The organism is Rhodococcus sp. RCBS9 (assembly GCF_029457415.1).
GTDB lineage: Bacteria > Actinomycetota > Actinomycetes > Mycobacteriales > Mycobacteriaceae > Rhodococcus_F > Rhodococcus_F qingshengii.
The window spans coordinates 3,543,582-3,555,572 of record NZ_CP120422.1 but is presented as its reverse complement, the minus strand read 5'-3'; the positions used below and the strand labels follow the sequence as shown (position 1 = coordinate 3,555,572).

Sequence of the window (11,991 nt, the reverse complement as noted above, 5' to 3'; positions counted from 1 at the left end):
GATAACCGTTCCCGAATGACAATCTCCCTCGCGGCCTTGAAGGCTCACCTCATGGCGGCGGCCAACTGCTGAGACAACGTACCTTTGTTCTCCACCTCGACGGTGTCGCAGCCCTGCCAACGCGCAGTTCTCCGAAGGAGTTCCGCCAACCGCGGCGCAGTGTCGGCGTCCGCGGTGGGTTCGGCCCACGCCGCGCGGACAAGCAGTCGACGGTTCTGACGGTCGTTCTTCAGATCAACTCGGGCGCAGATCTTGTCGTCGATCAACACCGGGAGCACGTAGTATCCGTGAACTCGCTTGTGCGCCGGAGTGTAGATCTCGATCCGGTAGTGAAAGTCGAAGAGCCGCAACGCTCGATCGCGTGCCCACACTACCGGGTCGAAGGGTGACAACAGCGCATCCGCACGGATGGACCTGGGACGCTTCGCTCGCGGATCGATCCACACCTCCCTTGCCTTGCCTCGACGCTCCCAGCCGTCGACGGACACCCGGCGCACGCTGCCGGCGTCTTCGAGTTCCTGCAAGGCCGTTCGTGCTTCTGCGCTGGGCAGACGAAAGTAGTCGGCGATGTCGTCGAGGGTGCCGAGACCGTGTGCCTTCACACCCCGCAGCACCAGTTCGCGTATCGCCTCCGACCGCTCGACGTGTGCGTCGAGTATCTCGGGTGCAAGCATCTGCTCGGCCAGGCCGTAACGACGCTCGAAACCGGCGCGCCCCGCCGAGACCACCTCGCCCCAACGGAACAGCGTCTCGAGCCCGACCTTCACGTCGGACCACCCCCACCACGGACCGCGCCGCGTGTTCGCCTCGTGTTCGATCTCGCTCGCCGCCATCGGACCGTTGTCGCGCAACTCCTGCCGCAACCAATCGAGGAAGACGCGCCGATCGGAAGCCCACCCGTCCTTGTCACTCAACGCTTTGGCGCGAAACTGGTCCATCCGCCAGCGGAACAACGGCCACATGTCCACCGGCAAGAACGTTGCTTCGTGACCCCAGTATTCGAGGTATCCCGAACCGGGGGTGAAGGCAAGCTGATCGAGTCTGGATTTGTCGTATGCGCCCAATCGCGCATAAACGGGTAGGTAGTGACTGCGTTCGAAGACATTGACCGAGTCGATCTGCAGCACCTGCAGCCGGTCCATCACGCCGACCAGATTGCGACGCGTCACCGTCGTGGGATGCGATTTGCCGAATCCCTGAGCGGCAAGCGCTATGCGACGGGCAGCTGCCAGTGACACGACTTCGCTCATAGTGGGCCAGACTACGCACACTCACCGACACGCTTCAGGCGGCCGAAGCCCGACGGCCGAACAGTACTGCCGACATGAACACCTGCAACATGGCCGCGTTCTCTGCGGCAGCGTCGAACTTCATCATGCGGCCGACATCCGGGACCAGGTTGAGCGCAGCGTGAACTACGAACTTCGCCTCTACTGCCGACAGCTCAGGACGAATCTCTCCGAGCACTCGCGCCCATTCGACCACGTAAAGCTTCTGGCGATTCTTCAGATCGCTTCGATGACTCGGCAGAAGGTTGTTCATCTCGGAGAAGTAGACCGACATCAATTCGTGCTGTGCAAACGACAACTCCACGTACATCGCCGACAGTGACCGGAGCACTTGTTCGTGCGAAGTCGCGGAGTCGAAGACCGCTGCCGTCGCCAAGTCCAAGCGATCTGCAGCTCGATAGAACACGGCGCCGAGAAGCTCTGCCTTGCTGGGAAAGTAGCGGTACATACCGGACGCGTTCAAGCCGGCGGCCGCGGCGATCTCTTCGATGCTGACGTCGTGATACCCGCGAGAGTCGAAGAGGCGCACGGCTTCCTGCAAGAGACGTTCACGTTTGTTCGTGGTCACGGTTCGAGGTAACGAGGACTGCTCCAAGCGGCTAGCGGTGATTGCACCCTCACCTTGATCTATCGCCAGACACGCGTCGAGCAGAACCTTCTCCATCGCTCGCTGGGGCAGCAACAGGTTATGGACGGTGATACTGCCGATGACGCTGAACATCGCTGCCACGACAAGGGTCTCGTCCCTCGCCGTCATCGCGGGTTCGGAGCGCGAAAGATACCGGGCTACTCGGCGATTGACCGTACTGGCTTGCGCTCGAACGGATTTCCGATCATCGGTGTCGAGAAACCGGCTCTCCCAACGATAGATTCCGGCCGTACGCCGATTGCGGATCGTCGTTCGTATCACTGCAATCAGATCTTCGCGCAACCGCTGCGCATCGGTTGCCGCAGGCGCAACCGAAACGGCATCGAGGGCACTGGCGAGCGCTCCGGTCAACTCCAGTGCCGCGTGGCGGAACATCGCGTACTTGTTCGGAAAGTGCCGATAGAGCGCCGAACCCGAAATACCGACCGCCGACGCGATGTCGTCGACACTGACAGCAGGATATCCGCGCTCACTGAACGCGATTGCCGCTGCAGCCGCGATCTGCGCCTTGCGGTCCTTTGGTCGCCTCTTGACGGAGTCGGACCTCGGCTGCCGAACAATCCCATTCGACGTCTGCGCGTCGACGAACTGATCGTTCAGGCTCACCGTGTACCCCACTCTCCAGCCCTCACGCACAAAGCACTTCGATCCGCCTGCTCATCAGACGAGAATCAGCATAAGCATGATTCTGAAAACTCGTACACCGATTTCAGCACATCGCGCGTCTAGAGTTTCAGACATGCAGGTAACGCTGCCTTTGATCAGAACACACCACTCACCCTTCGCCACCTCCCCCGTTGCTTCCACCGAGAATCTTCGTTAACAAAACGTTGCCTGTGGCCACCAGCAGTGGGTAGGGTCACCGCTCGAAGCATCCAGCCCGCATCCACGAAGCAATCCGACTGACAGATTCGGAATATTCGTAAACATACACAGGATGTCGATATGAACAGTTCCGATATCTCCACGTCAATGAAGGAAACTCGGTCAACAGGGCTGACAGTTCGACGAGAATTTCGGTTCACATAATGCTTGCTTGGACACATATATGTGTGAGATGCTTCACAGGCAGTTCGCTCGACCGCCAGCGCTCGAACAGTTCGAACTCCGTGCCGAACACTGTTGATCTGCAAAGGAATTCAATTAGATGACGTACGAGCTGCCAGCCGCGAAGGGCCCGGTGCGAGACGTAGCGTTACAGGGGGGCTATCTGATCGGATTCTCGGTTCAGGCACTCTTCGGCCTGTTCACGGCAATCCTGCGCAGACGACTCTCATTGCACGAGACGGTTACTCAGACCCTGTTCATCGGTCGCGTCAGCACCGGCCCGTCGCTGCTTCTCATGATTCCGATCGGTGTATTCATCGCCGTCTCGGTCGGTGAACTGGCCGGCCGGATCGGAGCCGGTGGATATTCCGGAGCTGTCGTAGCTTTCATCATCGTCGGTCAGGCCGCGGCGCTGGTGTGCGCGTTGATGATGGCCGGTGTCGCAGGATCGGCGATCTGCACGGATTTGGGTTCACGAAAGATCCGGGAAGAGATCGACGCGATGGAAGTGATGGGCATCGACGTGATCGAGCGCCTCGTCGCACCGAGATTGGTTGCGGCAGTGATCGTCTCCCTTGCACTGTGTTCGATGGTCACCTTCGGCGGTGTGATCGCGTGCTACCTGTACCACATCTACGTCCAGCATCTTCCGGCCGGAACGTTCATGGCAACGTTCAGTCAGTACGGGCGATCTTCCGACTTCGTCATGGCTTTGGTGAAGGCTGCGGTCTTCGGCATCGCTTCGACTTTGGTCGCCACCTTCAAAGGTCTACATGCAAAAGGTGGCCCACGCGGCGTTGCCGACGCAGTCAACGAAGCCGTGGTCATCGCGTTCGCGCTCGTCTTCATCGTGAACACAGTGTTGTCCGCGCTCTACACCGTAATCGTCCCGGCAGTCGGTGAATTCTGATGTCGCTCGTCGATCTCCGTGTTCGAGCACGTCAAGCGAGCAGACCCCTGCGAACCGCGGGCGACGGCCTCGTCTCCCTCGGTCAGCACGTCACTTTCTACGTCCGCACTATCGCATCGATCCCCTTTGCGCTCACCAAGTACCGCAAGCATGTACTCGGTCAGATCAGCGAGGTCAGCTTCGGCACGAATTCCTTGTTGTCCGGCGGCGGCACCATCGGGATCGTCTTCGCGATGTCGCTGGCCGCGGCGATGATGTTGGGCGTCGAGACCCACCGGGGCCTCGAGCTTGTCGGGATGACCTCGCTCTCCGGCATGCTGTCCGCGGTTGCCAACACCCGTGAACTGGCCCCTGTTGTCGTCGCGATCGCGTTGGCCGCCAAGGTCGGAACGGGTTTCACCGCCCAGATCGGGGCCATGCGTATCTCCGACGAAATCGACGCGCTGGACTCGATGGCGATCCGATCGATCCCCTTCCTCGCGGGTACCCGGGTGATCGCTGCCATGATCTGTGTCATCCCGATCTACATGATCGGACTCCTGGCCAGTTACCTCTCGACCCGACTGGTCGTCGTGTTCTTCAACGGCGCATCGGCCGGTACTTACGACTACTTCTTCCATCTGGCGATCTCTCCGCAGGATCTCCTGTACTCGGGTCTCAAGGCCGTGGTGTTCGCCGCTGTTGTCGCGCTGGTTCACTGCGCGTACGGCTACTATGCCTCCGGTGGTCCGGCCGGCGTCGGGCAAGCGGCCGGGCGCGCGCTCCGAACTGCGATCCTCGCGATCGGAATCCTCGACGTACTGATGACTTTCGCGCTGTGGGGCCTCGTGCCCCAGATCCCGGGAATGGGGGTCTGAGCCGTGGACAGACTCACTACACGCACGAAGATCGTGTACGCCCTTCGCGGCGCGATCGCCATAGTCGTAGCCGTCGCCGCCGCCGTGACAATGGTTCTACGCGGTTCGGGAAATCTCGAGCAGAGCACCGACATCTTCGTCGCTGTTCCAGCCACAGCCGGTCTCATCAGCGGTGAAGCTCCGGTTCGGTACCACGGCGTCAACGTCGGCCGAATCGGCGAAATCGAATCAGGAACCGCCGAATCCGTTGTGCAGTTGCAGATTCAGACCGATGACGCGTCGAAGATTCCCGCTGACGTGGTGGCTCGCGTTGTTCCACGCACGTTCTTCGGCGACATCTACATGCAGCTCGTGGACAGTCCGAATGAGCAGGGCCAGACGACTCTGGCGGACGGAGACGAGATCCACATGGACGACGGTCCCGAAGCCGTTGCGCTCTACGACGTGTACACCAAGTTGGTGGGCGTCCTCACTGCGATGCAGCCCGAGAAGTTGCAGACAGCCCTGACTGCGCTGGGCCAGGCGCTCGACGGAAACGGAGCCGAGATCGGTACCACGATAGACAATCTCAGTGCCGCGTCCGGCGTACTGACACCCGCCGCACACCAATTCCTCGAATCGACACCCGAATTCAAGTCGGTCGTCGACGCGTTGGACCGTGCGACCCCCGACATTCTCGATACCTTGGCAGCCGCCACAACTGTCTCGAACGACATGGTCGCCAACAGAGCGAATCTCGAGTCCTCGATCGGCGCGGCCGCAGTCTTCGCCGCTACCGTCGACGATTTTGTCGGGGCGAACAACCGAAACATCATCACTGTGATCGATTCCGCCGGAAAGATACTCGCAACCACCGCGGCCAATCCCGGAGGACTGCGTTCCACCCTCGCGAATGCCAGTACGTTCGGCGCCGCGGGCGCTCGGGTCTTCGCCACCGGAAAGTTCGACATCACAGCAGTTGCCACGTTCGCCGAACCGCTCCCATACACGGGTGATGATTGCCCGCAGTACGGTGACTCGCGCGGAGCACAGTGTTCGGGCTCCAACCTGACGCCTGAACAACCCGTCAGTGCCCCGGTCGTGGGCGGCGTAGCCGAAGCGGCCCCCCTGCGGTACCTCGAAGATCAACTACTGGGCGGATCGCCGGAACCCTCGGATACCCCCAACCCGGCAACAACACTGATGTTGGGGCCGATGGTCAGAGGTAACGAGGTGACCGTCCCGTGAAGGTCCGTCCTGGCCAGGTAATTCGGTTGTCACTCTTCTGTCTCACCGGCGTCGCCTGCGCGTCGTTCGTGGCGAACACGTTGTCGGTCCCGGTTCGCGGAAGCACCGATTCGTACTCGTTCGAGTTCACCGACGTCGAAGGACTCAACCCGGGCAACCCGGTCACCATGTCGGGTGTGCGTATCGGCCGCGTGGACTCGGTTGCGTTCGCCGACAACGGAGGCGGGACGAGCAAGGCGATCGTCGACGTCGAAATCGAGTCGCGATATTCCCTCGAGTCGGATGTCCGTGCCGCCGTGCGCTACGGCGACATGCTCGGTGCTCGATATCTGGCACTGACGCAGGACGACAGCGCAACAACGGTATCCGCACGACAGCTCGAACCAGGTGACACGATACCGCTGGCGCAGACAACACCGCCGATCAACTTGACGGCCCTGATGAACGGGTTCAAACCGTTGTTCGCCGCGCTGCAGCCCGAGCAGGTCAACACGCTCACGCGAAGTTTTGTCGAAACCTTCAACGGCCAGGGCCAGGCAATGACCACCCTGCTCGACCAGATCGCGACCATGAGTTCCGGCCTGGTCGACCGTCAGGACGTCTTCGCGCAACTACTCACGAACATGAACACTCTTCTCACCTCCGTCGACGAGCGTCAACCCGAATTGGTCGGTCTGTTGGACGGTTTGAACGATCTGAGTACTTCCGTCGTCGGGCAGAACGATCAACTGGTCTCGCTCTTGGATCAGGGAAACCGCACTGTCTCGTCGTTGGCTCAGATCATGGCCGGGTCGAACGGTGCATTCGGTCAGACCGTGCAACAACTCGAAAGTGTCACCGGGAGTTGGATTGCGAGCACCGACGAGTTCAACAGACTTCTCGTCAACCTTCCCCAGTTCGCCGACGCCGCCAACCGGATCGGAAGTTACGGAAGTTTCATCAGCCTGTATCTGTGCAATTTCACTCTGAAGGCAGGCGACATGGAAGCCAACATCTTCGGTCCGACACACTCGCCGGTGTGCTCATGATGTTCCTGGTCAAGCTGATCGACGTGTTCGTCGGCATCATGCTCTTCCTGTTCAAAGGGGATCGCCGTCGCAGCGGTAGCGGCACCGCTCTCGCCCTGGGCAGTCTCGGAATCTTCGTTCTGGTGGTGGGACTCGGCGCCGCCTTGGGCATTCCGAAGCTCTGGTACAACGTACGCACGTCGGCATACACAGCCGAGTTAGCCAATGCCAGCGGGCTTTCCGACACCGATCCGGTTTACGTGGCCGGGGTTCCCGCGGGCCGAGTGGATTCGATCGACCTTGCCGGCGACCACGTCGTCGTCAACTTCCGCTTGGACAAGGACCAGCCTTTGGGAAACCAGAGCACGGCGACGGTCAGGCTCAAGACGGTCCTCGGCAAGCGCTACCTGGAGATCGTGCCGGCCGGAGTGGTCGACGACTCCGAGGCGCGGGTCATCCCGCTCTCCCGCACAACCGTGCCGTACAGCCTCGACGACGTCAGCAGTGATGCCACCACTGCGGCAACAGGCGTCGACCTACAGGCGATGGAGTCCATGATGAACACCCTTTCGCAGGTGATTCCCACTGATTCCGATCAGGTGGGCCGGGCTCTGGCCGGAATCAGCGGCGCCTCGGCGGCTTTCGCGCAGAACAGTGAACAGATCGACCAGATTCTCATCATGTCTCGTGAGCTGTCGGACATGGCTGCGGCACAAACCGATTCGATCGTCGGTACTGCGGCCAATGCTCAGACGATCGTTCGAACTCTTGCGATGCGCAAGGACGCACTGACTCAGCTGGTCGACAACCTGACAATCATCATCTCGAAGCTCTCCACCACTTTCGTCGATCGTCAGGACGAGTTCGGAGCCATGACCGACAACCTCGTCGCGGTCACCACCACGCTGAAGAACAACGCAGATCAGATCGACCTGCTGTTGACTCGTCTTCCTTCCGCGCTGCGTTCGGTCACCGATTCAACCGGCACCGGCAATTGGACCGACGTCAACGCGCCGGCGGCCGTGATCCCGGACAATCTGCTCTGCGCGCTCGGCATCATGGAGGGCTGCAAGTGAATACACGAAAAGCCGTCACGGCCATGCTGGTAGTGACCTTGGCGATCGCCCTGCCCGGTTGGTACATATTCGGACGAACAGATCAGTCCAAGACCGTCTACGCCGATTTCAGCTACGTCGGCGGAATCTACGAGGGAAGCAAGGTCACCGTCCTCGGAGTCGGCGTCGGGACGGTCACGTCGGTGGAACCTCGCGGAACTTCTGTTCGAGTAGCGATGTCGATGCCCGACTCCGTGGACCTGCCCGCCGACGCCTCGGCCTATGTCCTCAATCCATCGGTGATCAGCGATCGACACATCGAACTCGGCCCGGCGTACACCGGCGGAGAGACACTGAAAGACGGCGACCAGATTCCGATCGAACGTGCCCACTCCCCCATAGATTTCGACGGCTTGATGGGAAGCGTCAGCACTTTGGCCGACGCATTTGCCGGGGATGGGGGCAATCTCGGCGATCTCGTGAGCCGCGGCGCCGCCGGGTGGCAGGGCCAGGGCGATCAATTCAACACCGCAATTCGCAACCTCAGCACAGCAACCGGAGTTGTCGGCGCTCGGTCGGAAGACATCGGTGCCCTTGTCGACAATCTCAACACTTTGATGAATGCTCTGGACGCACGGCAGGTCAGCCTCGACGAACTTGTCGGCGACCTCGGCGTCCTGGGTGATCAATGGGCGAGCCAGAACATGGACATCTCACAGCCTCTGCAGGATCTGCAGGTGGTCTTCGACCAGTTGAACAGTTTCATGACAACTCACGGCGATGATGTCGGTGCCATAGCCGACAACGTGCGAGTTCTCGGTGACACTCTGGCTGCCAAAGAACCCGGCCTCGCCGAGTTCATGGACCTGGTGCCGTTGATGATGCAGAACCTCTCCCAGACAATCGGTCCTGATCAGCGCGGGCGCATTCGGCTCAACGTCTCGACTGCATTGACTCAGTTCGCGGTGGCGAAACCGCTGTGCGACACCTACAAGTTGCCGATCTGCACCGGAGCCGGGTTCACGAATCCGATTTCCTTCCCCCTCAGCACTTCTGATCCGCTCGGCATCGCCTCCGCGATTTCCGGCGGAGCCGTCCCCGGAGGTGGCAATTGACGCGGCAATCGGTTCGAATAATCGCCGGTATCGTGATCATCGGTGTGGGTTCTGCGGCCGTGCTCGCCTTCGGCGGCTGTAGCGCAGGCATTCAAGACCTACCCCTGGGTCGTTCGGCCGACGGTGACGCGTACAACGTGGCGCTGCAGCTGGCCGGCGCCGACGGCCTGGTGTTGGGAGCAGACGTCCGCAGCGGCCAGAAAGTCATCGGTCGAGTATCCGCGCTGTCAGCCGATGTCGTCGGAGCCGATGTGACTCTGAGTCTGGACGCCGCGACGCCATTGCCCGACAACGTCGAAGCTTCCGTCGAACTCCCGTCCGCACTTGGCAATCCGTTCATCAGACTCTTGGTGCCGGAAGTTCCGTCCGGCTCCACGCTCAGCGACGGAGACACAATTCCGGAGTCTCGCACCGAGATCGGTCCGCAGGTCGAAAGTGCGCTTGCCACCCTCGGCACGGTTCTGACCGGAAGCGGCATCGACCAACTCGATACCGTGGTGCGCGAGCTGAACACCGCGTTTTCCGGGCGCTCCGGTGAAGTTCGTTCTCTGACCGAGACCCTCACCTCGCTCATGGCAGAGGCAAGCAGTCACCGCAGCGAGTTCGACGAGGCCGTCGACCTCGCTGCCCGGGTCTCCTCCCAACTGGCCGGCCAACGCGTAGTTGTCGACAACTACCTCGATTCCGTTCCACAGGTGGTGTCGATTCTCGTGGGACAGAAGGATCAGATTGCGAGCCTGTTGAACTCGACCGTTCAGCTCGCCACCAACGCAAACACCATTCTCGACTCGTCTCCCAACGGCCTCGACGCGATGCTGCACGATGCGTCGACCGTTGTCGGGACTCTGGATTCGTTCAACTCGGAGATCGGCCAGACGCTGACGAACATGAACGGGTTGCTCGAAAACTTCACCGGTGCAGTGCAGGGCGACTACCTCGTTTTCGACGGCGCCCTGGATATTCCGGGAACGATCGACAAGCTCTGGAGCGGCGGTATGGCCGGTCAATCGATCGCACCAGCGGGAACTCTCACCGATCTACTTCAGGGAGGTCTGCGTTGAGTCGCCTTGCGCTTGTTCAACTTGTCCTGTTCGCTCTGATCGCTGCTGTGGTCATCCCTTTCGGGATCGTCTACGTGGTCGGCCCTCAGGGTTTCGGGGGTCAAATCCTGCTGCACGCCAACATGTCCGACGCCTTCGGACTGACCAAGGGCACGGTCGTCACGTATCGCGGCGTACAGGTGGGGAAAGTGAGTGAAGTCGAACTCGACGCAGGCACCCGCACGGCTCGGGTGGAACTCTCACTCAACGACAACACCGAGATACCTACCGACAGCGTCGCCAAGGTGACGATGGGGACCGCAGCCGGAATTCAGAATGTCGACATCTACCCCAACACAGACCACGGCCCGTATCTTAGGGACGGCGACGAGATCGCCATGCCCGCGGATCAGCAACCGGTCCAGATGAGCCAGTTGATGCTTCAGGCGTCCGGTGTCTTGGAAGGGATTGATCCACAAGCGATCAGCGACATCGGGACCGAGCTGGGGAATTCGTTCAACGGGCTCGGCCCGAGCTTGGCGACGATGATCGACAACGGTGGGACCATGTCGGCGCAGTTGAACGACCAGTCGGCCGAACTCGCTGCGCTGCTGTCGCGAACCTCCACGTTGGTGGACTCCATGGCGACACAATCGGATTCGTTCGTCCGGGGAATGGCAGCTGCCAAGAACTTCACCGAACAACTCGAATCCAATGCGCCGGTGCTGATCTACCTCACCGATCATTCGCCCGCCGCCCTGAACAGCGCTCAACAGTTGTTCGACAAGTACCACAACACTTTCGGAGCGGTCCTGGCCAATCTCGTCACTGTCGCACCGATCATCTCCGACCGCACAGAGGCCCTGGAAACCGGACTTGTCACGATTCCTGAAGGTCTCGCCAAACTGGCATCCATCGTCAAAGGCGATCGCGCCGACTTTGCCTTGGTTGCGACCCAGGGGCCGGTCTGCAACTACGACACCCCTCGGCGTGAGGTCGGCGATCTGTCTCCCACCAGTCCGAGTCTGGCGATGTACTGTCCCCCCGCCGACGACCTCGTCCAACGCGGAGCACAGAATGCTCCGCGTCCGAACGACCTCGGTTTGCAGAACTCGACCGTCCCGGGCACTCCGATCGGACCGCCCGTCGTCGCAGATCCGATTCTCGTCCCGACCGGAGTCGACGCCCTGAACTACTGGAGATTGATGTTGGAAGGACTGGGAAATGGCACACGGTGACAACGCACTACTCGACGAGACAGAAGCCGAGGTGGCCGAACATCCGACTTCTCCGTCGCTACTTCACCGCCTGAAGGAGCCACGCAACGCACTGATCTCACTAATGGCGGTAGCGCTGGTCGCAGCATTGGCGGTGCTCGGATTCCAGATGTACTCGGCGAATCAGGAAGACACGCTGCGGCAGGAGGCTTTGGACACCGCACGGGATTACTCAACCATCATGTCCTCCTTCGATTATCAGAACCTCGATGTCAACAAGGACACCATCGCCTCGATGTCGACCGACGAGTTTGCCGGCACCTACCGAACGATGGTGGATTCCCTGAGGGAAGTCGTTGCCGGGGGCCAAGGCCAGGCGAGCGCGACGGCGACAGACGTCGGCATCGGATCACTGGACGATTCGTCGGCCAAGGTGCTCGTGTTCGTCGACCAACAAGCCAAGAATGTCGCAGCGCCAGAGGGAAACACACAGAAGTACCGCATGGTCGTGTCCCTGGTCCGCTCGGGCGACCGGTGGCTCGTGAGCAACGTCGAGACCAAGTAACTCACCACACGCG

General features: G+C 60.7%; 11 protein-coding genes. 9 read left to right on the top strand and 2 right to left on the bottom strand.

The genetic code is table 11. The features are described from left to right. Positions 1-44 precede the first annotated feature (44 nt). Positions 45-1,250 carry a crosslink repair DNA glycosylase YcaQ family protein gene (locus tag P0M12_RS16760; protein WP_277376587.1) on the bottom strand — a complete coding sequence of 402 codons (1,206 nt, stop codon included), beginning with the start codon at positions 1,248-1,250 and terminating at the stop codon, positions 45-47. 34 nt (positions 1,251-1,284) lie between these two features. Continuing rightward, positions 1,285-2,544 carry a TetR/AcrR family transcriptional regulator gene (locus P0M12_RS16755; RefSeq protein WP_007734242.1) on the bottom strand — a complete coding sequence of 420 codons (1,260 nt, stop codon included), beginning with the start codon at positions 2,542-2,544 and terminating at the stop codon, positions 1,285-1,287. Positions 2,545-3,085: 541 nt separating this feature from the next. On the opposite strand from P0M12_RS16755, the gene P0M12_RS16750 reads away from it, so the two are divergent. Genes P0M12_RS16750 through P0M12_RS16710 form a run of 9 tightly spaced genes read left to right on the top strand, consistent with a single transcriptional unit; the run spans position 3,086 to position 11,978 of the window. After that, positions 3,086-3,895, top strand: coding sequence for an ABC transporter permease (locus P0M12_RS16750; RefSeq protein ID WP_003945485.1), 810 nt, complete (start codon positions 3,086-3,088; stop codon positions 3,893-3,895). Continuing rightward, positions 3,895-4,752, top strand: coding sequence for an ABC transporter permease (locus tag P0M12_RS16745; RefSeq protein WP_003945491.1), 858 nt, complete (start codon positions 3,895-3,897; stop codon positions 4,750-4,752). Before P0M12_RS16750 ends, P0M12_RS16745 begins: the two co-directional genes overlap by 1 nt. A 3-nt stretch (positions 4,753-4,755) precedes the next feature. Continuing rightward, positions 4,756-5,979, top strand: a complete 1,224-nt coding sequence (locus tag P0M12_RS16740; protein ID WP_007734237.1) for an MCE family protein — start codon at positions 4,756-4,758, stop codon at positions 5,977-5,979. Continuing rightward, complete coding sequence (locus P0M12_RS16735; RefSeq protein ID WP_042449469.1) at positions 5,976-7,007, top strand: MCE family protein; 1,032 nt, start codon at positions 5,976-5,978, stop codon at positions 7,005-7,007. The genes P0M12_RS16740 and P0M12_RS16735 overlap by 4 nt, the downstream gene beginning before the upstream one ends. Then, a complete protein-coding gene (locus P0M12_RS16730; protein ID WP_007734231.1) occupies positions 7,007-8,062 on the top strand; it encodes an MCE family protein in 1,056 nt (351 codons plus the stop codon). The genes P0M12_RS16735 and P0M12_RS16730 overlap by 1 nt, the downstream gene beginning before the upstream one ends. Then, positions 8,059-9,156 carry an MCE family protein gene (locus tag P0M12_RS16725; protein ID WP_003945762.1) on the top strand — a complete coding sequence of 366 codons (1,098 nt, stop codon included), beginning with the start codon at positions 8,059-8,061 and terminating at the stop codon, positions 9,154-9,156. Before P0M12_RS16730 ends, P0M12_RS16725 begins: the two co-directional genes overlap by 4 nt. Positions 9,157-9,188: 32 nt before the next feature. Continuing rightward, complete coding sequence (locus tag P0M12_RS16720) at positions 9,189-10,217, top strand: MCE family protein (RefSeq protein ID WP_228401890.1); 1,029 nt, start codon at positions 9,189-9,191, stop codon at positions 10,215-10,217. Next, positions 10,214-11,434, top strand: coding sequence for an MlaD family protein (locus P0M12_RS16715; RefSeq protein WP_058227636.1), 1,221 nt, complete (start codon positions 10,214-10,216; stop codon positions 11,432-11,434). Before P0M12_RS16720 ends, P0M12_RS16715 begins: the two co-directional genes overlap by 4 nt. Beyond that, positions 11,421-11,978: a hypothetical protein gene (locus P0M12_RS16710; protein ID WP_047269603.1), complete on the top strand. Its 558-nt coding sequence runs from the start codon at positions 11,421-11,423 to the stop codon at positions 11,976-11,978. The genes P0M12_RS16715 and P0M12_RS16710 overlap by 14 nt, the downstream gene beginning before the upstream one ends. Positions 11,979-11,991: the final 13 nt, after the last annotated feature.

Coding starts and splice junctions, on each gene's coding strand:
- P0M12_RS16710 (WP_047269603.1), top strand. CDS start 11,421: ATGGCACACGGTGACAACGCACTACTCGACGAGACAGAAGCCGAGGTG.
- P0M12_RS16750 (WP_003945485.1), top strand. CDS start 3,086: ATGACGTACGAGCTGCCAGCCGCGAAGGGCCCGGTGCGAGACGTAGCG.
- P0M12_RS16745 (WP_003945491.1), top strand. CDS start 3,895: ATGTCGCTCGTCGATCTCCGTGTTCGAGCACGTCAAGCGAGCAGACCC.
- P0M12_RS16760 (WP_277376587.1), bottom strand. CDS start 1,250: ATGAGCGAAGTCGTGTCACTGGCAGCTGCCCGTCGCATAGCGCTTGCC.
- P0M12_RS16730 (WP_007734231.1), top strand. CDS start 7,007: ATGTTCCTGGTCAAGCTGATCGACGTGTTCGTCGGCATCATGCTCTTC.